This is a genomic window from Blautia sp. Marseille-P3201T, assembly GCF_900120295.1.
Lineage (GTDB): Bacteria > Bacillota > Clostridia > Lachnospirales > Lachnospiraceae > Blautia.
Genome location: NZ_LT635469.1, coordinates 358596 through 380824 on the forward strand (window position 1 = coordinate 358596; position 22229 = coordinate 380824).

The 22229-nt window shown below is 38.5% G+C and carries 22 protein-coding genes; 20 read left to right on the forward strand and 2 right to left on the reverse strand.

The features are described 5' to 3' along the window. The first annotated feature begins 1 nt into the window (after position 1). The 4 genes from BQ7352_RS06665 (at position 2) to BQ7352_RS06680 (ending at position 8050) form a co-directional block, all read left to right on the forward strand. Positions 2–208, forward strand: a complete 207-nt coding sequence (locus BQ7352_RS06665; protein WP_055056107.1) for a DpnD/PcfM family protein — start codon at positions 2–4, stop codon at positions 206–208. Next, complete coding sequence (locus BQ7352_RS06670) at positions 205–7092, forward strand: N-6 DNA methylase (RefSeq protein WP_072448051.1); 6888 nt, start codon at positions 205–207, stop codon at positions 7090–7092. The genes BQ7352_RS06665 and BQ7352_RS06670 overlap by 4 nt, the downstream gene beginning before the upstream one ends. Positions 7093–7123: 31 nt before the next feature. Beyond that, positions 7124–7732 carry a septation protein SpoVG family protein gene (locus tag BQ7352_RS06675; protein ID WP_072448053.1) on the forward strand — a complete coding sequence of 203 codons (609 nt, stop codon included), beginning with the start codon at positions 7124–7126 and terminating at the stop codon, positions 7730–7732. Between the two features lie 78 nt (positions 7733–7810). After that, complete coding sequence (locus tag BQ7352_RS06680; protein ID WP_055056124.1) at positions 7811–8050, forward strand: hypothetical protein; 240 nt, start codon at positions 7811–7813, stop codon at positions 8048–8050. A 53-nt stretch (positions 8051–8103) separates the two neighbouring features. Here BQ7352_RS06680 and BQ7352_RS06685 read toward each other — a convergent pair whose 3' ends face one another. After that, the gene (locus BQ7352_RS06685; RefSeq protein ID WP_072448055.1) at positions 8104–9144 is read right to left on the reverse strand and encodes a sensor histidine kinase; all 1041 of its coding nucleotides are present in this window, start codon (positions 9142–9144) and stop codon (positions 8104–8106) included. A gap of 1 nt (position 9145) precedes the next feature. Then, complete coding sequence (locus BQ7352_RS06690; RefSeq protein WP_055173314.1) at positions 9146–9820, reverse strand: response regulator transcription factor; 675 nt, start codon at positions 9818–9820, stop codon at positions 9146–9148. Positions 9821–10023: 203 nt separating this feature from the next. Here BQ7352_RS06690 and BQ7352_RS06695 point away from each other — a divergent pair, with 203 nt between their 5' ends. From BQ7352_RS06695 to BQ7352_RS06730, 16 genes are all read left to right on the forward strand, one after another. Next, positions 10024–10866: a zinc dependent phospholipase C family protein gene (locus BQ7352_RS06695; protein WP_072448057.1), complete on the forward strand. Its 843-nt coding sequence runs from the start codon at positions 10024–10026 to the stop codon at positions 10864–10866. Positions 10867–10930: 64 nt separating this feature from the next. Beyond that, positions 10931–11065, forward strand: coding sequence for a hypothetical protein (locus BQ7352_RS14975; protein WP_256280326.1), 135 nt, complete (start codon positions 10931–10933; stop codon positions 11063–11065). Between the two features lie 42 nt (positions 11066–11107). Next, a complete protein-coding gene (locus BQ7352_RS14980) occupies positions 11108–11242 on the forward strand; it encodes a hypothetical protein (protein WP_256280327.1) in 135 nt (44 codons plus the stop codon). Positions 11243–11398: 156 nt separating this feature from the next. After that, positions 11399–12061 (forward strand): ABC transporter ATP-binding protein, encoded by a 663-nt coding sequence (locus BQ7352_RS06700; RefSeq protein WP_055173318.1) that lies wholly within the window; start codon positions 11399–11401, stop codon positions 12059–12061. Positions 12062–12264: 203 nt separating this feature from the next. Further along, the gene (locus BQ7352_RS06705) at positions 12265–14649 is read left to right on the forward strand and encodes an ABC transporter permease (protein WP_159430636.1); all 2385 of its coding nucleotides are present in this window, start codon (positions 12265–12267) and stop codon (positions 14647–14649) included. Between the two features lie 65 nt (positions 14650–14714). Continuing rightward, complete coding sequence (locus tag BQ7352_RS14985; protein ID WP_256280328.1) at positions 14715–14849, forward strand: hypothetical protein; 135 nt, start codon at positions 14715–14717, stop codon at positions 14847–14849. 14 nt (positions 14850–14863) lie between these two features. After that, positions 14864–15001: a hypothetical protein gene (locus BQ7352_RS14525; protein WP_155512147.1), complete on the forward strand. Its 138-nt coding sequence runs from the start codon at positions 14864–14866 to the stop codon at positions 14999–15001. A 26-nt stretch (positions 15002–15027) separates the two neighbouring features. Beyond that, positions 15028–15156, forward strand: coding sequence for a hypothetical protein (locus BQ7352_RS14990; RefSeq protein ID WP_256280319.1), 129 nt, complete (start codon positions 15028–15030; stop codon positions 15154–15156). Between the two features lie 139 nt (positions 15157–15295). Beyond that, positions 15296–15958, forward strand: coding sequence for an ABC transporter ATP-binding protein (locus BQ7352_RS06710; protein WP_072448061.1), 663 nt, complete (start codon positions 15296–15298; stop codon positions 15956–15958). Then, positions 15955–18546 carry an ABC transporter permease gene (locus BQ7352_RS06715; RefSeq protein ID WP_072448063.1) on the forward strand — a complete coding sequence of 864 codons (2592 nt, stop codon included), beginning with the start codon at positions 15955–15957 and terminating at the stop codon, positions 18544–18546. Before BQ7352_RS06710 ends, BQ7352_RS06715 begins: the two co-directional genes overlap by 4 nt. A gap of 64 nt (positions 18547–18610) precedes the next feature. After that, a complete protein-coding gene (locus BQ7352_RS14995; protein WP_256280320.1) occupies positions 18611–18745 on the forward strand; it encodes a hypothetical protein in 135 nt (44 codons plus the stop codon). 91 nt (positions 18746–18836) lie between these two features. Next, positions 18837–18974, forward strand: a complete 138-nt coding sequence (locus BQ7352_RS14530) for a hypothetical protein (RefSeq protein ID WP_159430637.1) — start codon at positions 18837–18839, stop codon at positions 18972–18974. 16 nt (positions 18975–18990) lie between these two features. Next, entirely contained in the window at positions 18991–19119 is a 129-nt protein-coding gene (locus tag BQ7352_RS15000) for a hypothetical protein (RefSeq protein ID WP_256280321.1), read from the forward strand. A 137-nt stretch (positions 19120–19256) separates the two neighbouring features. Then, complete coding sequence (locus tag BQ7352_RS06720; protein WP_072448065.1) at positions 19257–20291, forward strand: radical SAM protein; 1035 nt, start codon at positions 19257–19259, stop codon at positions 20289–20291. Next, positions 20284–21327: a S8 family serine peptidase gene (locus BQ7352_RS06725; RefSeq protein ID WP_072448067.1), complete on the forward strand. Its 1044-nt coding sequence runs from the start codon at positions 20284–20286 to the stop codon at positions 21325–21327. The genes BQ7352_RS06720 and BQ7352_RS06725 overlap by 8 nt, the downstream gene beginning before the upstream one ends. Further along, the gene (locus BQ7352_RS06730) at positions 21284–22225 is read left to right on the forward strand and encodes an ABC transporter transmembrane domain-containing protein (RefSeq protein WP_072448069.1); all 942 of its coding nucleotides are present in this window, start codon (positions 21284–21286) and stop codon (positions 22223–22225) included. Before BQ7352_RS06725 ends, BQ7352_RS06730 begins: the two co-directional genes overlap by 44 nt. Positions 22226–22229: the final 4 nt, after the last annotated feature.

The following is a 22229-nucleotide window of genomic DNA, read 5'->3' on the forward strand; positions in this document are numbered from 1 at the left end:
CATGGACGAAAAAGAATATGAAGTGACCATAACAGAAGTCCTGGAGAAAAAAGTAAGATACCGGGGCAGGAATGAACTGGAGGCAACTGCAAAAGCAGAAGCAGATTACTATGCAGAAAAAATCGTGCTGGGGGCAGATGATTTTTCCTATCGTGATATTTCTGCAAAAGAACTGGTACCTGTAAAAGAAAGAAGGAACAGCAGATGAAGCATATCACAAAAGTACGGGAACTGTATGAGGAAACCATACACTGGATTTCAGAGTCGGAGGATTCCTGGAAAAATTTCCTTTCCTGCATGGGGCGTCTGTATCAGTTGGACTTCTTAAATACCTGTATGGTATATGCCCAGCGCCCAGATGCTTCCGTTCTTGCAGGATATGATGCCTGGCTGGAAATGGATTTGCCGGTTGCCAGAGGAAGTAAAGGAATTGCAGTATTTCCTTCCAAAATTTTCGGGGAAGGAGTTACCCATGTTTATGATATTCAAGATGTAAAGGGACAGGGAATCCGGCCCTGGAACTGGCAGGTGAATGGGACAAACCGCAGGCTGCTGGCAAGGGAGCTGTTCCCGGAAATCTACGAACAGGAAAAAAAGTTTAAAAATTCTTTAGACGCCTTTACAAGAACAAATGTTTGGTTTATGATAGAAGAGGAAGATGAAATTTTAAAATCCTTGCAGAAGCTGGCTGTCCTTACCGGAGAGGGACAGGAGGTAAAAGAAAACCAGATTACAGAGTTTCTTGTAAATAGTGTCTGTTATGCGGTGGAAAGCCGCTGCGGTATCCGAGATGACACCCTGGATTTTTCTTTTATCTGCGGTTTTTCAGAGAATGAGGAGGTTCTGTACCGGACAGGGCGGTTGGTATCCCATTTATCTGGGCGGATTGTGTTACAGATTGCAAGGACCATGAAGAACATAGACCTTGAAAGGAGGCAGTATTATGGAAGGGATCGCAGGAATCCAGTACAGGGAAATGAATGGCATACAGATACCAGTCTTAGAGGGCGTGATGAGCGAGGAGAAGATGCTGGCGTCCCTGAACCGTTACGGCAGGATCGCAGCACAGGAAATGAAGAGAACGGACCAGGCACAATACGAAATGATGCTCCTGTCCGGGAAACTGATGGAGAAACTTATGAAAATCCAGACAGAAGCGGAGGAATACCACGAGAAACTGGCAGAAAGTCTTTTGAAGACCTGGACCAGAGAGGACAGGATAGACCCTTACAACACGTTGGAAATGACCAACCTTCGGATACAGGCGGATATGGAAGCGCAGAAACAGGTTATGGAGGAGATCATTCACCCCAGGATCGGATAAAACAGGAAAAAACAGAAAAGGATACAGGGAAAGGAACTGCTTCGGCGGTTCCTTTTCTGTCTGGGGAGATAGAACCTGCACAGCCGGAAAACTGGCAGAAAGAGAAAATCCTTCTGGAAATGACAGAGCAGGAGATACCATATAAAATTTATGAGTTTTACCGGAACAATCCAGAGGAAACAGAACGGGAAGCCTATCTTTATGAATTGTATGGAGATGTAAAAAGAGAAGCCCATATAAAAGACGGTATCCTGATTGCAGAAAGCGGTTCCAGCGGTTTTTATATCCTTTGGAGTGAGGGAACTTCCATGAAGGAGGCGTTCTGGTACTGGGACGAGGTTTCTTTGGAAATTGGAAAACGGATTGAAAAAGGGACCTATCTTCCTCTGTTATCCGTATCGGAGGAAGCCTTAGAAAACGGGGAAGATATAGAGGAAGAAACCTTACAGCCAAAGAAGGCGCAGGAAGTGATTGAGGAAAAGGAACCAATCCCATTAGAAGAGATTGGCATAGCCTTTTATAAACAGAATATCCAGGCGGATATTTTAAAGAAAATGCTCTGTCTGGTCTATACGACCAATCAGCTACCGGAAGAAAAAGACCATTTTTTGAAGACGCTTTTGCTTCGGGAAGCACCGGAAGGCCAGCCTTATTATCTGGTGCGGACAGAACATGGAAATTATGAGCTTTGTATTCAGGAAAATGGGATTAAGATCACCCTGCCAGAAAGTCAGGACTTTCTGCAGGAACTTTCCTGGGATCAGTTTGGCGGGCTTACTGCACATCTTATAGAGGAGGACCAGATTGCCTATACCGAAGATTCAGAAACCTTAGAGCTGCAGGAGAATATGTACCGTCTGCTCCCCTGGTTTCCGGCATTATGGGAAGAATATAGCGAAATTCTAAAAAAGGAAGAGCTTTGGCAGGAAGGAAGAACCTCTGTCCAAACAGAAGGCAAGGTAGAAGCCGGAGATTATTATTACCCAGAAGGGTGGCTGCAGTTTACCGGTGGGGATAAAAGCCGGTATCAGAAAAATATCCGGGCGATCCGTATCTTAAAAACACTGGAGCAGGAAGAGAGAAACGCCACAAAAGAAGAACAGGAAATTCTTGCGGGGTATGTAGGGTGGGGTGGGCTGCCAAATGCTTTTAACAGTAAACGCCCGGAGTGGAAAAAAGAATATCAGGAATTGAAGGAACTGTTGACCGCAGAAGAATACGCCCAGGCAAGGGCCAGTGTCAACAGTTCTTTTTATACGCCGCCGGAAGTCGTGCGGGGTGTTTATAAAGCCCTGGAGCAGTTTGGATTCCAGAAGGGAAAAATTCTGGAACCGGCTATGGGGATTGGAAACTTTTTTCATGGTCTTCCGGAAAGTATGCAAAAATCCCAGCTTTATGGCGTGGAGATTGATGCCATAAGCGGAAGGATTGCACAAAAGCTCCACCCTTCAGCCAGTATCCAGATCAAAGGATTTGAAAAAACGGAATTTGAGGATAACAGCTTTGATGTAATTGTGGGAAACGTGCCTTTTGGGGACTTTCGCTTGTACGATCCCCGATATAAAAAGATGAAGCTGAAAGTCCATGATTATTTTATCCGGAAAAGCATGGACCTCCTTCGGCCAGGAGGCATTTTGGCAGTGGTAACTTCAAAAGGAACGTTGGATAAAAATGACAGTGCTGTGAGAAAAAATCTGGCAGAACAGGCAGACCTTTTAGGGGCAGTCCGGCTTCCGGCAGATTCTTTTGGAAAGAGCGCCAATACCGCAGTTACCAGTGACCTTTTGTTTTTTCAGAAAAAAGCAGAGCCTTCGATTGGGGAGCCGATCTGGACTTATACAGGGCTTACGGAAGACATGGTGCCGGTGAATGAGTATTATCTGGAACACCCGGAAATGATGCTTGGGAAAATGGTCTGGTTTGAACAGTTTTTCGGGAAAGATTCCAAATATACAGCCCTGGTTAATGAAGCGGAAGACTTTGACCTGGAAAAAGGAATTTTGGACGCAGTTGGAGAGCTTCCTAAAAACTGTTATGAAGAAAGCATAGCAGAAAAAAAGAAGGAAGAGCAGGACGTCTTAGCTGCTTCCCCAGAGATACCTAATTATACGTTTACGGTGATACAGGACGAAGTATATTACCGGGAAGGGGAGTCTTTATACCGGAGCCAGGCAAAGGAAAGTGTGAAGCGCCGGATACGTGCCATGCATAAAATCCGCCTTCTGGTGCGTGAAATTTTACAAATACAGCAGGAAAATTGTTCCGACCAGGAACTGAAAAACGCACAGGAACAGTTAAACCGTTTGTATGATGCCTTTGTGAAAACGCATGGATATTTCTGTGACCGGACAAATAAAATGGCGTTCCGGCAGGATAATGATTATCCCCTGCTTTCTTCCCTGGAAGTAGTTGATGAGGACAAAAATGTAACCAAAGCCGACATTTTTTATAAAAGGACCATACGCCCCAGAGATGTGATAGACAAAGTGGAAAATGCCCAGGAAGCGCTGCATATCAGTCTGTCAGAATATAACCGGGTGGATATTCCCTATATGCTTTCCCTTTATCCGGGAAACAGGAAAGAAATGCTCCAGGAATTAAAAGGGTTAATCTACCAGAACCCGGTACTGGCAAAGGAAGAAGATCCAAATGCAGGGTGGGAAACCGCAGATGAGTATTTAAGCGGCAATGTGCGTCAGAAGCTCCGTACTGCCAGGATCTATGCGCAGAACAATCCCCTGTTTGTAGACAATGTGGAAGCATTGGAAAAGGTACAGCCGAAAGACCTGACAGCGCCTGAGATCAGTGTAAAATTGGGAACAACCTGGATTGAAAATGAGGATTACGAACAATTTATCTATGAGCTTTTGGAAATCCCGGAGAACAACCAGAGAAACTATTGCGCTCATAGTGGACATGCCCTCAAGATTGAGCGCTTAGATGCAGATATGTCTTACCATATTGACAGGGGAAACTTTTTTGGAGGAACCATTCGTACCAGACAAACCTATGGCACAAGATTTATGGATGCGATCAGCATTATAGAGGAACTGTTAAACAGCCGGATTGTGACTATCAGGGACCGGGTGCAGGAAGGGGAAAAAGTACGTTATGTGATCAATCGGAAGGAAACCATGCTTGCCAGGGATAAGGCGGAGCAGATAAAAGAAGCCTTCCGGGACTGGATTTTTAAGGAGCCGGAGCGCAGAAAAAAATATGTGGATTTTTACAATGAAACCTTTAACTGCGACAGACAACGAAGCTATGATGGCTCTTATTTAAAACTGCCGGGACTGAACCCTCTGTTAAAGCTGCGTCCTTATCAGAAAAATGCTGTGGCAAGGGCATTGCTGTGTGGAGGAAATACCTTACTTGCTCATACGGTAGGCGCTGGTAAATCTCTGGAAATGATCTGCATCTGTATGGAGATGAGGAGACTGGGGCTGGCAACGAAACCCCTTCTTACCGTTCCGAACCACCTGACCTTCCAGATGGGAGCAGAATTTTTGCGGGCTTATCCAGATGCGAAGATCCTGATTACCAGAAAAGAAGATTTTCAGAAGGAAAACCGCAGGCGTATGATTGCCAGAATGGCAACAGGGGATTATGACTGTATTATTATCGGCCATACTCAGTTCCAGAGAATTGCCATTTCCCCTGACCGGCAAAGAGCCATGATAGAAGAGCAGGCAGAGCAACTGGTAGAAGCCATTAACCGGGCAAGGGAAGAAGAGGGAAAGAACTGGTCCATAAAGCAGATGGAAAGCAGAAAGAAAAAACTGCTAGAGAAAATCGAAGAACTGAACAATGAAGAAATCAAAGATGATGTGATGTACTTTGAAGAAACAGGCGTAGATGCCCTATTTGTAGACGAAGCACACCTGTTCAAAAACCTGGAAGTTTTTACAAAAATGAACAATGTTGCGGGTCTGGGTTCCAGAGGTTCCCAGAGGGCTATGGACATGCGCATGAAAATCCAGTACATCAACGAAAAAAATCAGGGAAGGGGCGTCATTATGGCAACGGGAACCCCTCTGTCAAACTCAATGGTGGAACTTTATGTGATGCAGTTATATCTACAGGAAAGGAGGCTTCATGAAAAGGGGATTTACCATTTTGACGCATGGGCTTCTGTGTTTGGGGAAGTAACCAGTTCCCTGGAATTGGCACCGGAGGGAACCGGTTACCGGATGCGGACCAGGTTTAATAAGTTTATCAATCTGCCGGAACTGATACACCTGTTTAAAGAAGTGGCAGACATCATTCTGCCTGATATGCTGGATATTAAGCGGCCAGAATTAAAGGACGGAAAATATAAGGTTGTAGTATCGGAAGCCTCTGATTATGTCAAAGAACGTATGCAGGAAATGGTGGAAAGGGCAGAAGCAATCCATAGAGGTGTGGTAGATCCAAAGGACGACAATATGCTCCGCATTACCGGGGAAGCAAGGCTTTTGGGTACAGATCCCCGGCTTTTGGACAGTTATGCTCCGGTAGATTCGGATTCCAAACTGAATAAAGCAGTAGAAAACATTTACCAGGAATATGTACAGTCCCAGGAACAGAAAGGAACCCAGATTGTTTTTTCGGATATTGGGACACCCGGACCTGGAAAAGCGTTTACCGTCTATGATTATTTAAAACAGGAACTGATTACCAGAGGTGTTCCAGAGGAAGAAATCTGCTTTATCCATGATGCAAAAACAGATGAACAGAGGGACCGCATGTTTTCTGATGTCAGAGCCGGCAGAAAAAGGATTATTATAGGAAGTACCGAAAAACTGGGGGTAGGAACCAATATCCAGACCAGAATGGTGGCGGCTCATCATATCGACTGCCCCTGGAAACCTTCTGATATTGAACAGCGGGAAGGACGTATTATCCGCCAGGGGAATGAAAATGAGGAAGTCAATATTTACCGTTATGTAACAAAGGGTTCTTTTGATGCTTATTTATGGGGCATTGTAGAAACAAAACAGCGGTTTATCAGCCAGGTATTTACCAGCCGGGAGCTGGCAAGGATCTGTGAGGATATAGATGAAACCGTATTAAACTTTGCAGAGATTAAAGCGGTAGCTTCTGAAAATCCCCTGATTATGGAAAAAATACAAGTAGATAATGAAGTGGCACGTCTGAGAATTTTAAAAGCGGCACATGAAGGGAAACGGTTTGCCCTGCAAGATGCGGTCACTTTCCAGTACCCGAAAAGGATAGAAAGCCTGAAGGGAGAACTGCAATTACTTCAAAAGGATTTGGAGCGCAGGAACCAGGCTATGGAAGTACAGCCGGGGTTTGCAATCACGCTGCAGGGAAAAGTTTATGAAAAACACAAAGAAGCAGGTGAGGTTCTGCGTGGGATCATAGAAGGGGTGACAGCTTTTACCAGGCACGAAGTCGGTATGTATAAGGGGTTTCAGGTATCTGTCCAGAATGATATGCTGGGGCCGATCTTGTTTCTTCAGGGAGAGAAGGAGTATAGTGTGGAGTTAAAAAGCAGTGACTCCGGTAACATGGTCCGTATAGAAAACCGCTTGAATGCTCTTGATAAAGCAGTAGAGGACGTTCAAAAAGAAATTAAGACCTGCGAAAATGAAATAAAAAATGCAAAGCAGGAATATGAAAAGCCTTTCCCGTATGAGGAGCTTTTAAAAGAGAATATTACCTGGCAGATGGAGATTGATGCAGAACTGGAAATCAAGGACCAGGAGGAGTGTGTGGAAGTGCAGGAGGAAACTAAAAATCTTCCATGCCAGACAGCAGTTCGGTAACGAAAAATAGAGTAGAAAAGGAGATCACAATATGGAATATAATATCAGAGTATATAAACCGGAATTGAAACAGGAAGAAGGAAAAATCAATAACCTGAAAGGATTTGCTACCATTACCTTTGATGAGGCCTTCTGTGTGAAAAGCCTTGCAATTAAAGAGTCCTCGAAAGGAAATCTGTATCTGGATATGCCCCGTTACAGAGATTATGAAACAGGGGAGTATGTTCCTTTTTTCCGGTTTACCGATAAGGAATTTCAAAAGGAAGTGTTGGATATCGTAAGGGAAGCCTATGAAAATATGACAGAAACGAAAACAGACTGCAAGGGCAGTTGGGGAGAGGAAGAGCTGTATTACAATCTGAGTGTAAATCCGGTACAGGGAAGCGATACATTTAAGGCAGATGTTGCCATTCGTCTGCAGGACGTATTGGCAATCCAGCAGCTTCATGTGATCCAGGCATGGAACGGAAAAACTTTTGTAGGTATGCCTCAGAAAAATTCTGCAAAAGGAGAGAGGGAGGACATTGCCCATGCAGTCAATGCAGAATTTAAGGCAGATCTGGAAAGTGCAATCATGGACGAATACAATAAAAAGATGGAATATGCCAAAAGCCAGAAACAGCAGCGAAGAGGGAGATAGGAGCGATTCATAAAAAGACTGGTATTTTTGGAACAATAATGGTAGAATGAAGAAAATATCAGCATGGGAGGAAACAGTATGCCAAGACGTAAAAAAGTAGAAAATCTTTCTCTTGAAGAAATGCTTATGAAGACAGAACAGGAGATTAAAACAACAGAGGCAGAATTAAAAGAACTGCGTTTGAAAGCAAAAGAACTTAGGAAGAAGATTGAAGATAAACAAAAAGATGAAATCTTTAGCGCCTTACTTGCTTCCGGAAAAACGGTGGAAGAGGTAATGACATATTTAAAATCCGGTAATGAAGAAAAAGCGGAATAAAATAAAGGAAAATGCCGTTACGGGTGATATTAAAACCTGTAGCGGCATTTTTCTTATTTAGGAGAGTCTGAGTTGATAAGCCAAACTTCAAAGGTACTGCCTACATGAAGGGTAGAAAACACGTGGATAAAGCCATATTGCCGGCTGATAATGTCTTGCGCCAGATGAAGCCCAACACCAACTCCCGGAAAGCTTTTGACAGAAGGAGAGCGGTAGAAGCGTTGGAAAAGTTTAGGGATTTCCGATTCTTTGATGCCGATACCGGAATCAGTGATTGCTATTTTGGTATAGTTTTCCAGGGTAAAAAGTTCTATGGAAATATGTCCATTTTCATTCGTGTATTTTACAGCATTATCCAGGATATTATACAGCGCTTCGGAAGTCCATTTGGGATCATGATACGCCTTAAAGTCTTCTGAATAATTAAAAGTTATTTGAATGTTCTTCTGATCAGCCGCTAAAACGATATTTTCCAGAGCCATGAGAATGGTGTCACCAATCGTTTGATAACTTGGGGATAGTTTTATCACACCTGTTTCCAAACGGGATATTTTTACAAGGGAAGAGATTAAAAATTCCAGCTTGTTCAGATGTGCAGTATTGGTGTGAAATAAGGTCTGTAGTTCCTGCGGTTTTGTAATGGCTTTTTCCATAGCGGACTCTGTCAGGCGCAGCGTGGTCATGGGGGTTTTTAACTGATGAGAAATATCAGAAATTAGCTGCTGGAGCTGTATCTTTTCGGCATTTACAGAATTTTTAGTGTTTTCCAATATACTGTACAGTCTTCCTAAATGATGGTTGATCTGTGATAGTAAAGTTTCGTCATACTTTTCATCAGGGGAAAAATAGGTTCCTTCAATCATACTGTCCAATGTTTTATGAAGTTCACGAGTAAACAAGGTGAGCTTGTGGAAAATCGTACAAAAGAGAATAAATACACAGATAAGCAGAAGGAAAGTGAAAATGGTAAAAAGCAAAAATACTTTAGGGTCTGACGTAAGTGTACGTAATATGATACAGGTTCCTGAAAATATCAACAGAAATAGCAGGGAAACTATAATATATACTTTTTTTAAAGAAAATGTTTTTTTCATATTAATCACCTATCCACATATATCCGGTTCCATAGATTGTTTTTATATAACGATGCCCGCTGGCTTCGATTTTCTTTCGGAGTCTGCTGATGGCAGTATTTAGGGAAGTATCACCTACAAAGTTTTCGGAGAAATCCCAGAGATGCTCAAGAAGCTGATCCCGTTTTAAAATATGCTTTTTATTCACAATAAAATATTGCAGAATACGGTACTCCAAAGGGGATAATTCCAGGGGAACTTTGTCCAGTGTCGCAGTCATTTGCGAGAAATTGATGCAGAGATTACCGTCTTCATATACGGTTTCCTTTTGTTTTTCTGTGATATATTTTGTTAAAACAGCTATTTTCTTTTGTAAGACGACAGGTGAAAAAGGCTTTGTAATATAGTCATCAGCACCCAGGTCAAATCCTTTCACTATGTCATTTTCTAAATCATTTGCGGTTAAAAAGATAATACTGGCAGTTGATTTTTCTTTCAACTCTGAATATAATTCAAATCCATTTCCGTCAGGAAGGTTAATATCCAAAATCAGAAGAATGTAATGATACTGTTTTAAATATTCAAAGGCTTCTTTTGCATTATATGCAGAGTCAACAGTATAGCCCGCTGTCCGCAAGTTATAAGCCAGGGTATTATTTAAGGAGAAATCATCTTCAATAATTAAGATACGGTGCATAGTTTCCCACTCCTTCTGTTCTAAATTTCTAAGTTTTTCTATACCATAAAGAGCGTTTACGGTTTTCAAGATGTATTATAATTGTAAAAAATACAAAAGTAAATAATGATTTTTTTAGATAAAATATTTTTTTAAATGCACTAATTGTAATAATTTGGTAAGAATCGGCGGATATACTGATAAGAAAAAAGGAGGTACTAGATATGAGGTGTAAAAAACTAGGGGTACTTTTGGCAATGGTTTTGGTAGGCGTTTCCGCAGCACCGGCATGGTCGGTATCGGCGGCAGAACCTCAGGGCTTACCGCAGCAGGTGCTGGATATTTCCAATGGTTCAGATGAAATTTACGGACCAGGTGCACCGATTGAGCATGTGGAAAATCCTGATGAGCGGTTTAGCAGTGGCGGGGTAGATCATACACATCAGTATATCGTATCGAATGCCTTGAAGATTTTAAATAATGATAAAGGTTCCAGCGTCTTAAATACAAAAGCTGCTATGATATGTGAATATACAGACTGGCCAGATGTATTAGGAAATGAAACCGATTACGGAACGTTTGCAGGACATTTCTATGATCCGGATACCGGAAAAAACTGGATGGGACAGAAAAATCCTACTGCACGAATCAGAGCAGAAACCTATTATCAAAGTGCAGTTGCAGCATATAAAGATGGATATACAGATAAGGCAATGGAGTACATAGGAAAAGGAACACATTATGTATCAGATTTGAATGAGCCACATCATGCGTCTAACCTGACAGCAGTAAACAGTAATCATTCAGATTTTGAAAAATATGTGGACAAACATCGTACCGAATATACCATAGCAGGGAACAGCTTTGGCGTAGATGTTTATAGTAGTGCTGAGAATACAGCGGTAGGAGATATGCTTTATAGCGCTGCAAAAGATGCTAAAGCACTGGCTGGAATGGCACAGAATAAAGATACCTATGACTCAGCCGGAAATCAGTCAGTCCAAAATGCAATAAAGACAGTAAGTAAGTACATTTACAAATTTGGTAAAGAAGTAGGTATTTATTAAATAAGATGATTTGTGGTGACGTCACACTTTAAAATCATAAAATATCAGAAAGGAGGAAGGGACAATGAAAGAACTGGAAAAGAAAATGCAGAACGAAAACTTTGATGTAGAAGTACAGTATTGTGATCCTGATAATTGCAAATATGATTGTATGGTTTCGGAAAATCATTGCAATTCGCATATTTCAACTTTGATGTAGAATCAATTTGAAAGGCTGAATATATGTGAAGGGGAACAAGAGATGAAAGAATTAGAAAAGAAAATGCAAAATGAGAATTTTGATGTAGAAGTACAGTATTGTGATCCTGACGATTGCACTCATGACTGTCTGATTGCACCAGATCATTGTAATACACATATTACACCTTATTGGTAAAATCCAATTAAAGTAGTTTCTGAATTTTATCAGTAAAATGAAGGGGACATTTTCTCTATTATGAGTTAAATGTCCCCTTTTTATTTTTTTTGTTTAGGTAATAATTCGGTAAGAATTAGGGGGTATGATAAATTAAAACAAGGAGAGGTGAGAAACATGGAATTGGTTAAAACATCAGATTTGAAAAAGTATTATCGTACCGGAGAGATTTGTGTGAAGGCATTGGATCAGGTCAATCTTTCTGTTGAAGAAGGTGAGTTTATTGCTGTTGTTGGGCCGTCAGGCTGCGGTAAGACAACATTACTGAATATGCTGGGCGGATTGGATAATCCGACAGAGGGAACGGTTCTGATACATGGAAAAGATATAACAAAAATGAAATCGGAAGAACTGACGGTATATCGAAGAAAACATATCGGATTTGTATTTCAGAATTATAATCTTCTTCAAACACTGAATGTAAAAAGCAATATATTGTTACCACTTTATTTAGGGAACAGTAAAATTGATGAAGCATATTTTGAAGAGATTGTAGAAATTCTGGGTATTAAAAATAAGTTGAAAAATTTACCGAACACCTTATCGGGCGGACAGCAGCAGAGAGTTGCCATTGCCAGGGCAATGATTACGAAACCAGATATTGTCTTAGCAGATGAGCCGACAGGAAACCTGGATAGTGAATCCAGTGAAGAGGTTCTTAGGCTGCTCAGGGAGTCAGGGGAACGTTACAATCAGACGATTATCATGATTACCCATAGTAGAGAAATCGCAGAAACTGCATCAAGGATTATAAGAATGAGAGATGGTAAAATCGTATGAGTAATGAAAAGAAAATAATCAAAGAAATGGTACAGGGTAATCTGAAGGTGAATAGAAAGAGAAATCTTCTTCTTGTATTGGCGATTACGTTAACTACCATTTTATTTACCTCAGTATTGGAAATTGGATTTGGCGGTATGCAATCTATTCAGGAAACACAGTTAAGACTTTCGGGATTAAAAGCAGATGCAGAACTTCGATACTTGAATAAAGAACAGTTTCAGGAAGTTCAAAATTCGGAGTTGTTTGAAAGCGTGGGAGGAAGGATTCCAATCGCATTTTTGGAAGGAGAAACAAAGCGACCTATTGAAATAGACTATCTAGATAAAGGTGGTATGGAAGCTTATTATCTTTCTTTGAAAGAGGGGAAGATGCCAGAAGATGAGAAAGAAGTGCTTTTATCTGAGCAAGCATTGGAAGAACTGGGAATAAAAAAGGAAGTAGGAAGTTATGTTCCGGTGTCTTTTACATTAAGAGGTCAAGAATATAATTTTGATATGCGATTGGCAGGTTGGTATACAGGAAATCCTAAGGCTGATTTTTTAATTGTATCAGAAACATTTTTAGAACACAATCCTGAAGTGACAAAGAATACTTATGATGATGATAAAGAAGTGTCCGGAACATATTATGCTAGCGTTTGCATGAAGAACACAAAAAATATCGAGCAAAACCTTAAAGAATATGTGAAAAGCCTTGGAGGACAAACTGAGGATTCTAATGGAAGAGAATATATTCACATAGCAGTGAACTATGTATTATATTCAGAAGATGGAAATACGGGATTGATTCTTTCGATATTCTTTTTTGCAGCGTTATTTATTTTATGTGGCTACCTATTGATTTATAATATTTTTGATATAGGTGTTATGCAGGATATTCAGCAATTTGGAATAATGAAAACAATTGGAATGACAGGTAAACAAATCAAGAGATTAATGCGAAGACAGATGCTTTTTTTATCTCTTATCGGTATTCCGATTGGCTTGCTTCTGGGATATGGGCTAGGTGTCCTTTTGCTACCAGTCATTCTGAAAAACTGGGAATATAGTGAGGAAGAACTTACCATTGTACAATCAGTGCATCCAGCTATTTTTGCTTTAACAATTATTTTTGTATTAATTACAGTATTCTTAAGCATGAGAAGACCTTCTCAAAAAGCGGCTAAGTATTCTGCAATTGAAACAGCAAAATATACAGAGATAAAGAAAAAAACCGCTGAAAAAGATATTCGTTCTATTAGAAACATAGCAAAGAGTAATTTGCAAAGGAATAGGAAAAGAACGACTTTAGTGTTTACTTCACTTATATTAAGTATTATCTTTGTTAACTCTTTATGGATTATTTCGAATAGTTTTGATGAAGAAAAATATATTAATGCACGAATGCGGAGGGACTATTTGATTGCATCTACAGACACTTTAAATCCGAGTGTTGGATATATTAGATCTTCGGCGGCATTGAACGAGGAGGTCATGGAACAAGTAGAGAAAAATTCTATAGTCCAAAATGGTACTAGATTATATAAAAATACAGTAGATAATTCTGACATAAGTTTTGAATGGGGCAATGAAGGAATTGAAATAAAAGAATATATGCCCAATGTAGAAGTTGATGGCGTAATTACAAATGAAGCAATAACAAATTATGGACAGGTAACATTGTCAAAGGATGAAAAAGCATTATGTAATGTGTGTGGTATTTCTGAGAATTTTGTTGATAAAATGGAAATTTTAGATGGGGAAAGCAATATTGCCACCATTAAAGAAAAGCTAAAAAGTGGGAACTATATTTTGGCTGCTGTTTCTAAAAATACAAAGGGTGGTTATAGTAGTCAGGCATTAGAGAATTTACCAGATATTGGTGAAATAGTGACGATTTATAAGAATGGAAAACCACTGAAGAAAGCAGAAGTGCTATCACAAATTTTGGTAGTGGATTCAGAACAGATATCAGGAGATAGTTTAACTGGTGATAATACTATTTTAGGACCTTGGTTTTATTTAGGAGAAGATTTATTTAAAGAATTGTATGGAGAAGGCAATTTAGTGAATTATTCTTTTGACGCAGATGAGAAAGATGCGCCTGCTGTACGAAGAATGTTGAACCAGATTTCACAAGAATTTTCAGATGTTGGATTTGAAACTACAGAGCAAAGGCACTCTGAAATCGAAAATTATAAAGCACTGGTCAGAATACTGTGTGTTTTAATCGGAGGAATTTTAGGTGTGATTGGAATTGTAAATCTTGTGAATATTATTTTTACAAATCTAATTGTGCGAAACCGAGAATTAGCAACATTTAGAAGCATAGGTGCAACAAAGAAACAGTTGCGTGAACTGATTATAAGGGAGAGTATAGGATATGTTTTCTATGCTGCAGTTGGTGGCTTTATACTTGCAACACTAATCGGCATGACAGCAGTTAGGGGGATTTGTTCTTCTGTTTGGCTTTTTACTTTTCAATTTACATTACTTCCAGCAGCTATTGTCATAGTGTTGTACTTAATAATAGCTGTTATTGCTTCTGAGGCAGGGATTTATTTTTGGGAAAAAGGAAGTATTACAGAACGCCTCAGAAATTTGTAGATAGGATGATTTACAGCATAAAAATGCTGATAAACCAGAAATATAAGTGAAAGGAGGCGGATAATATGTTAGAACTTGAAAAGAGAATGCAGGAAGAGCCTTTTGATGTAGAGGTTCAGTATTGTGATCCAGATGATTGTGCTCATGATTGTTTAACAGCACCTGGACACTGTAACACACATTTTACTTCAATGTTATAAGGAGGAACGTAACCATGAAAGAATTAGAAAAGAAAATTCAGGAATTAGGATTCGACGTAGAAACCCAGTATTGCGATCCGAGTGATTGCTATCATGACTGCTACGGTGAAGGCGTTAACAATTGTGATGCACATTTTACAGAAATTTGGTAAGACTGGAGGAACACTATATGGAAAAAATGGAGAAAAAAATCCAGGAAGTTGCATTTGATGTCGAAGTTCAGTATTGTGATCCAAGTGATTGTTATCACGATTGCAAACATGAAGGTGTCAATAACTGTGATGCCGATATGACAACAATCTGGTAAAAATTGACAAATTACAGAAAGTGGTTCTTGTTTTTAATGCAAGAACCATTTTCTAATTTTAGGATTAGATTTATTTTATGCCTGTAATAATTCAGTAAGGATTGTAGATTATATTAAAATAAAACATGAGGTGAGAAACATGGAATTGGTTAAAACATCAGATTTGAAAAAGTATTATCGTACCGGAGAGATTTGTGTGAAGGCATTGGATCAGGTCAATCTTTCTGTTGAAGAAGGCGAGTTTATTGCTGTTGTTGGGCCGTCAGGCTGCGGTAAGACAACATTACTGAATATGCTGGGCGGATTGGATAATCCGACAGAGGGAACGGTTCTGATACATGGAAAAGATATAACAAAAATGAAATCGGAAGAACTGACGGTGTATCGAAGAAAACATATCGGATTTGTATTTCAGAATTATAATCTTCTTCAAACACTGAATGTAAAAAGCAATATATTGTTACCACTTTATTTAGGGAACAGTAAAATTGATGAAGCATATTTTGAAGAGATTGTAGAAATTCTGGGTATTAAAAATAAGTTGAAAAATTTACCGAACACCTTATCGGGCGGACAGCAGCAGAGAGTTGCCATTGCCAGGGCAATGATCACGAAGCCGGATATTGTCTTGGCAGATGAGCCGACAGGAAATCTGGACAGTGAATCCAGCGAAGAAGTGCTTAGACTGCTCAGGGAGTCAGGAGAGCGTTACAATCAGACGATTATTATGATAACCCATAGTAAAGAAATTGCAGAAACAGCATCAAGGATTATAAGAATGAGAGATGGTAAAATCGTATGAGTAATGAAAAGAAAATAATCAAAGAAATGGTTCAGGGAAATTTGAAAGTACATAGGAAAAGAAATCTTCTTCTTGTATTGGCAATTACCTTAACGACCATTTTATTCACATCCGTATTGGAAATTGGATTTGGCGGTATGCAATCCATTCAGGAAACACAGCTAAAATTATCTGGAGCAAAATGGGATGCGGAATTACGATATTTGAATACTGATCAGTTTCATGAAGTAAATAATTCTAATTTATTTGAAACAGTTGGTTGTAGAATTCCTATTTCTTTTGTGAATGGAACGAAAAAACATTCAATTGAAATAGATTACTTTGATTCAAAAGGAATGGATTTATATTATCTTGATTTAGAAGAAGGAAAGCAACCAAAGGCAGCAAATGAAATTGTTGTGTCTGATAAAGCATTGGAAGAATTAGGAACACAGGCGAAAATAGGAGCTGAAATTCCGGTATCCTTTACTCTGCGTGACAAAGATTATACGTTTAATATGAAACTATCAGGCTGGTATAAAACTAATAAGAATACAAGTTATTTGATAGTTTCAGAAGAATTTTTGAATCAAAATTCAGATTTGCTACAAGTTTCTTATCAACAAGATGGAGAAACTGCTGGAACTTATTTTGCCAGTGTTTGCATGAAAAATAAAACCAATGTTGAACAATATCTTGAAGAATATGTTAAGGATCTAGGGGGACAGTCAGAGGATGCTCGGGGAAAAGATTTCATAAAAATATCAATAAATCCTATCAGTAATGCTGGAGAGAGCAACAGTGGGATTATTCTTTCCATTATTCTTTTCGGATGTTTGTTTGTGCTATGTGGATATCTTTTAATTTATAATATTTTTGATATAGGTGTGATGCAGGATATTCAAGAATTTGGAATGATGAAAACGATTGGAATGACCGGCAAACAGATTAAGAGATTAATGAGAAAACAGATGCTTTTTCTATCTTGTATTGGTATTACGATTGGTTTGTTGATTGGATATGGGTTAGGGGGACTGCTGTTACCTATTGTTTTGAAAAATTGGGAATATAGTGAAGAAGAGCTTACAGTTGTCCAGTCTGTACACCCGGCTATCTTTGTTTTAACAGTCGTTTTTGTATTGATTACAGTATTTTTGAGTATGAGAAGACCTTCCCGAAAGGCAGCCAAGTATTCTGCAATTGAAACAGCAAAATACACAGAGATAAAGAAAAAAACTGCTGAAAAGGATGTTCGTTCTATTGGAAATATAGCAAGGAACAATTTGCAAAGGAATAAAAAAAGAACAGTTTTAGTATTTACTTCCCTTATACTAAGTGTTATATTTGTGAACTCTTTATGGACTATTTCAAATAGTTTTGATGAAGAAAAGTATGTTAATGCTAAGATGCGTAGAGATTATTTAGTTGCATCTAAAGATGCATTAAACCCAGGCGTAGGATATGTCAAATCTTCTGCAGCACTGAATGAAGAAGCTATACAGAAATTAGAAGATAATTCTATGGTTCAAAATGGAACAAAATTATATAAGAATACGGTAGATAATGCTGATATAAGTTTTGAATGGGGAAGTGAAGGTATTGATATACAACAATACAGTCCCAATATAGAAGTTGACGGAGTAGTTACAAATGAAGCAACAACTAATTATGGTCCAATAACATTGGCAAAAGATGAGAGAGCATTGTGTAATGTATGTGGAATTTCTGAGAACTTTATTGACAAAATGGAAATATGGGATGGTGAAAAAGATCGTGCCACAATAAAAGAAAAATTAAAAAGTGGGAATTATGCTCTTGTAGCTTCTATGAAAAATGATAATGGAGTTCCAAATGAGAATCTTTTTAACAATTCGCCTGCCTTAGGGGAAGATATAGAGATATATAAAGCGGGAAAATTGATTAAAAAAGTAAAAGTGCTGGCTAGGATTGTTGTTATCAGGTCTGAAAGAGTAGTAGGTGGACACGCAACTGGAGGAGGTACTATTTTAGGTCCGTGGTTTTATTTAGGAGAAGATTTGTTTAAAGAATTATATGGAGAGGGTAATTTGGTAAATTATTCTTTTGATGCAGATGAGAAAGATGCTATTGCTGTGAAGAGAATATTGAGTCAGATCTCACAAGAATTTCCTGATGTAGGATTTGAAACAACAGAGCAAAGGCGTGCAGAAATCGAAAACTATAAAATGTTAGTTCGTATTTTATGTGTGTTAATAGGAGGAGTTTTAGGTGTAATTGGAGTTGTAAATCTTATAAATATTATTTTTACAAATCTAATCGTGAGAAATAGGGAATTAGCAACATTTAGAAGTATAGGTGCCACCAGGAAACAGCTTCGTGAATTGATTATGAGAGAAAGTGTGGGATATGTTTTTTATGCCGCAATCGGTGGCTTTATATTTGCTGCATTTATCAGTATTACTGTAGTCAAGGCAATATGTTTTTCCAACTGGTTTTTAGCTTTTAGATTTACATTACTTCCAGCAATTACCGTAATAATACTATATTTGATAATATCTATTATAGCTTCTGAAGTAGGAATTTATCTTTGGGAGAAAAAAAGTATTACAGACCGTCTTAGGAATCTGTAGATGAGGTGATTTACAGCATAAAAGTGCTGATAAACCAAAATATAAATGAAGGGAGGCGGAGAATATGTTAGAGCTTGAAAAGAAAATGCAGGAAGAGTTATTTGATGTAGAAGTTCAATACTGCAATCCAGATGACTGCGATTATGATTGCTTAATGACTGAAAACCACTGTAATACACATTGGACATCATTAAGGTAGAAGAAGGTTTTATGAATGCACTAAAAAGAAAACATATAAAACTGTATTCTATGATTTATGCAGCAATAGTAGATTAGAGGAGGAATGCTATATGGAAAAAATGGACAAAAAAATCCAGGAAGTCACCTTTGATGTAGAAGTTCAGTATTGTGATCCGAGTGATTGCTATCATGATTGTACTCATGAAGGAGTAGATAACTGCGATGCACATTTTACAAAGATATGGTAAGATGGAGGAACACGATATGGAAAAAAGAATTCAGGAAGCTACGTTTGACGCAGAAGTCCAGTATTGTGATCCAGATGACTGTTATTACGACTGTAAGCTGAATGTTCCCAACTATTGTAATGAGGTGGTAACATTATATTGGTAGAAATACCAAGAAAATTTAATGCCTGTCCCTGTAGGTCTTCCTGCAGGGACACTTTTGTATTTATACATATTTTCCTGGTGTAATAATTTGGTAAGATTTTGTAAGTATACTAATTCCATAAGAAAGGGGGAAACCGTATGAATATTACATTCTGGGTAACCGAAAAATGCAATTTAGCTTGTAAATACTGCTATGTACATAAGCAGCCCAAAACAATGACATTGGAAACAGCAGAACAGACAATCAAATATTTTACCGATAAATTTGATGAAACTGTTGCAGCAGGAAAACGGATTAATGTGGCTTTACATGGTGGTGAGCCATTACTGAATTTTGATGTTATTCGGTATATTGTAGAAACCTTAAAAGAGCGGTATGATGGTCATATCATTTTTACAATGACAACAAATGGAACAGTGTTTGAAAAGGATATTTATGATTTTATAAAGGGTAAGGTACAGATTTCTGTAAGCATTGATGGAAACAGGACAACAAATGATACAAACCGTATTTATCCAAATGGTGAGTCTTCCTTTGATAAAGTAATGGAAACCTTAAAATTTTTAAAAGAACAGGGTGAATATATCCGGGTCAGAATGACTGTCAATAAGGAAACTCTTCCGGCTATGGCTGAAAATTATATTTATCTGGATCAGATGGATATGGGAGTAGTAACTTTTGCATTAGATGCCGGAGCTGCATGGAACCAACAAGATATGCAGATATATTATGAAAACTACGAAAAAATCATGGATTACATGATAGAAAAAGATAAAAAAGCAGCGCAGTATTTATTGTTTAATATTAAAGAGGCAACCTTCAGAAGACGTACTGGCTGTGACGGTGGAACAAATACATTCCATATATCTGCGGATGGTGGAATTTACCCATGCGCATTAGCTGCTGATAAAGTGGATTATTGGCTGGGAGATGTTTGGAAAGGATTGCAACCGGAAAAACTAGAGGCTCTCCATAAGATTAACGAAATTCCAGTGACAGGGTGCGGAGATTGTACATTTAAACAGAATTGTTCCAGCCAGGTATGTAAACTGATTAATAAAGCATATACCGGAGATTACTATACTGTTTCTGCTTTCCAGTGCAATGAAAGAGATATTGTTTATCGGATTTATAAAAAGTACAAATATATATTGGAGGGATTCCATGTATAGTCCCAAAGTGGTAGTTGTAGACTCCGGTGTAGATACACAAAATCAGGAAATCATGGAGCATGTAATTCAGGGATTTTCTTTTCAAAAGAGTGCAGAAGAAGATGAAGTTATTGAAGAGGAAAATTTTGATGATGTTTTTGGTCATGGAACCAACTGCATTGATTGTATCTTACAATTTGCAGAGCAGGCACAATTTTATCCTATAAAGATTGTAAATGAATTAGGAAAAACGACCAGTTCGTTACTGCTTGCTGCGCTGGAAAAGTGCAGGGAACTACCGGTAGATCTTATTTGTTTAAGTCTTTCCGTAACACAAATGCTTGATCCTGCTATGGAAAAGGAATTGAGGGATATTTGTAATGACCTGGAAAAACAGGGAAAGATTATCTGTGCTTCGGAATGTAATAATGCAAAGGATACCATACCGGCAATTTATAAAAGTGTGATTGGCGTGGGAGAATTATTACCAGATGCAAAGAAAAAAGTTCTTGTAGACAGGGCGGCAAGCGTTCAGGTTCTGGCGGATATTTCACCGATATTTGTTGCAGGAAAATCTGGACGATATAATTTTTTTAAGGGGACTTCAAAGGGAAATGCTTATGTGGCAGGTCTTCTGGCCAGAGCTATGCAAACAGCACCGAATATAAAAAGCATACAGGAGGCATTAAACATACTGGAAAAGACAGATGATCCTTTAGAAGAAATTGATTTAGAGTGTGTAGGAAAGCTCCAGACTGATGAAGTGGGACAGATGATTTTGGAAAAAGTACATAGGAGATTGTTAGAGTTTGGCTGCACATCTTCCCTTGACGAAATCAGCAGGTATCCATTTCTTTCCCAAATTACAGGAGTGAATTTCTTTAATTTTTACGATTTTATCAGCGGGATATATAGGGAATTAAAAATTACGAAGTTGGATTATCATACCATAAAAGTAGGTGATGTTTGTACCCTGTATAATCTGGTTGAACATTTGAGAAGGAATGTGTGTTATGAAGAAAAAGAATGTTGTTTTGGAGCAGATACGAAAGTATAAATGGGGTTATCTGTTTGGGATTATATTGGTAGCTATGGACGCTATAGTGACCTATATTTATCCTCAGTTAATTACCAATATTCTGGATAAAGCGGTTCCGGCAAAAGATCCAGGGGCTGTGATTTCTAATGTTGCATATATGGCTATATGCCAGCTTGTATCTATTACAGTGGCATTGGCATTGAGTTATCTGTTTTGCAAAATGTCAAATGGTTTTATTGTTAAAATCAAGTTATTGCTGATACAAGCAATGTTTCAGGTTGATGGGAAGGAAATAGAGAAGAAATCAAATCTATTTATGACCAGCATGAATGCAGATGTTAATAACATAGAAATGTTATCTTCCCGTATGCTTTCTGATCTGCTGATACAAATTGTGACTGTGATTATTACAGCGGTAATTTTAATACAGATTAATCCGGTTATCTTTTGGTTTATGCTTTTGATTTATCCGATTCTTATTGCTATCCAGATTTTCTTTAACAAAAAAATCATGGGGCAGTCCAGAAAAGTAATGGGAAAAATGGATATTGGGAATGGTTTGATTAAGGAATTTGTGAGTAATCTTTACGAGTATCTGGCTTTAAATGGAAGAAATTATTATATAGATAAGTTTTGCAGGAATGAAACTTCTTTGCGAAATGAAATCCTAAAGCAAAATATGTTAATGGCCTATAATCGTTCAGTACCGCAGCTCATTAGTACCGCTACTTTTTTGATTGTATTGGCAATCAGTGGTGTTATGGTGATTAACGGACAGGTACAGTTTGGAGAGCTGACAGTGATTATTATGTACACACAAAGAATGTTTAATCCGTTGTCCTCAATCATGCTTGTAATTGGACAGTTCCAGAAGGCAAAAGTATCAATGGATCGAATTAATGAGATTGTAGGGTGAAGCA

Excerpts from the sequence above, each read along its gene's own strand:
- BQ7352_RS06695 (WP_072448057.1), top strand. The coding sequence starts at position 10,024 with ATGAGGTGTAAAAAACTAGGGGTACTTTTGGCAATGGTTTTGGTAGGC.
- BQ7352_RS14530 (WP_159430637.1), top strand. The coding sequence starts at position 18,837 with ATGGAAAAAATGGACAAAAAAATCCAGGAAGTCACCTTTGATGTAGAA.
- BQ7352_RS06680 (WP_055056124.1), top strand. The coding sequence starts at position 7,811 with ATGCCAAGACGTAAAAAAGTAGAAAATCTTTCTCTTGAAGAAATGCTT.
- BQ7352_RS14990 (WP_256280319.1), top strand. The coding sequence starts at position 15,028 with ATGGAGAAAAAAATCCAGGAAGTTGCATTTGATGTCGAAGTTCAGTAT.
- BQ7352_RS06715 (WP_072448063.1), top strand. The coding sequence starts at position 15,955 with ATGAGTAATGAAAAGAAAATAATCAAAGAAATGGTTCAGGGAAATTTG.
- BQ7352_RS14985 (WP_256280328.1), top strand. The coding sequence starts at position 14,715 with ATGTTAGAACTTGAAAAGAGAATGCAGGAAGAGCCTTTTGATGTAGAG.
- BQ7352_RS06685 (WP_072448055.1), bottom strand. The coding sequence starts at position 9,144 with ATGAAAAAAACATTTTCTTTAAAAAAAGTATATATTATAGTTTCCCTG.
- BQ7352_RS06700 (WP_055173318.1), top strand. The coding sequence starts at position 11,399 with ATGGAATTGGTTAAAACATCAGATTTGAAAAAGTATTATCGTACCGGA.
- BQ7352_RS14525 (WP_155512147.1), top strand. The coding sequence starts at position 14,864 with ATGAAAGAATTAGAAAAGAAAATTCAGGAATTAGGATTCGACGTAGAA.
- BQ7352_RS14995 (WP_256280320.1), top strand. The coding sequence starts at position 18,611 with ATGTTAGAGCTTGAAAAGAAAATGCAGGAAGAGTTATTTGATGTAGAA.
- BQ7352_RS06675 (WP_072448053.1), top strand. The coding sequence starts at position 7,124 with ATGGAATATAATATCAGAGTATATAAACCGGAATTGAAACAGGAAGAA.
- BQ7352_RS14980 (WP_256280327.1), top strand. The coding sequence starts at position 11,108 with ATGAAAGAATTAGAAAAGAAAATGCAAAATGAGAATTTTGATGTAGAA.
- BQ7352_RS06690 (WP_055173314.1), bottom strand. The coding sequence starts at position 9,820 with ATGCACCGTATCTTAATTATTGAAGATGATTTCTCCTTAAATAATACC.
- BQ7352_RS06710 (WP_072448061.1), top strand. The coding sequence starts at position 15,296 with ATGGAATTGGTTAAAACATCAGATTTGAAAAAGTATTATCGTACCGGA.
- BQ7352_RS14975 (WP_256280326.1), top strand. The coding sequence starts at position 10,931 with ATGAAAGAACTGGAAAAGAAAATGCAGAACGAAAACTTTGATGTAGAA.
- BQ7352_RS06670 (WP_072448051.1), top strand. The coding sequence starts at position 205 with ATGAAGCATATCACAAAAGTACGGGAACTGTATGAGGAAACCATACAC.
- BQ7352_RS06665 (WP_055056107.1), top strand. The coding sequence starts at position 2 with ATGGACGAAAAAGAATATGAAGTGACCATAACAGAAGTCCTGGAGAAA.
- BQ7352_RS06725 (WP_072448067.1), top strand. The coding sequence starts at position 20,284 with ATGTATAGTCCCAAAGTGGTAGTTGTAGACTCCGGTGTAGATACACAA.
- BQ7352_RS15000 (WP_256280321.1), top strand. The coding sequence starts at position 18,991 with ATGGAAAAAAGAATTCAGGAAGCTACGTTTGACGCAGAAGTCCAGTAT.
- BQ7352_RS06720 (WP_072448065.1), top strand. The coding sequence starts at position 19,257 with ATGAATATTACATTCTGGGTAACCGAAAAATGCAATTTAGCTTGTAAA.
- BQ7352_RS06730 (WP_072448069.1), top strand. The coding sequence starts at position 21,284 with ATGAAGAAAAAGAATGTTGTTTTGGAGCAGATACGAAAGTATAAATGG.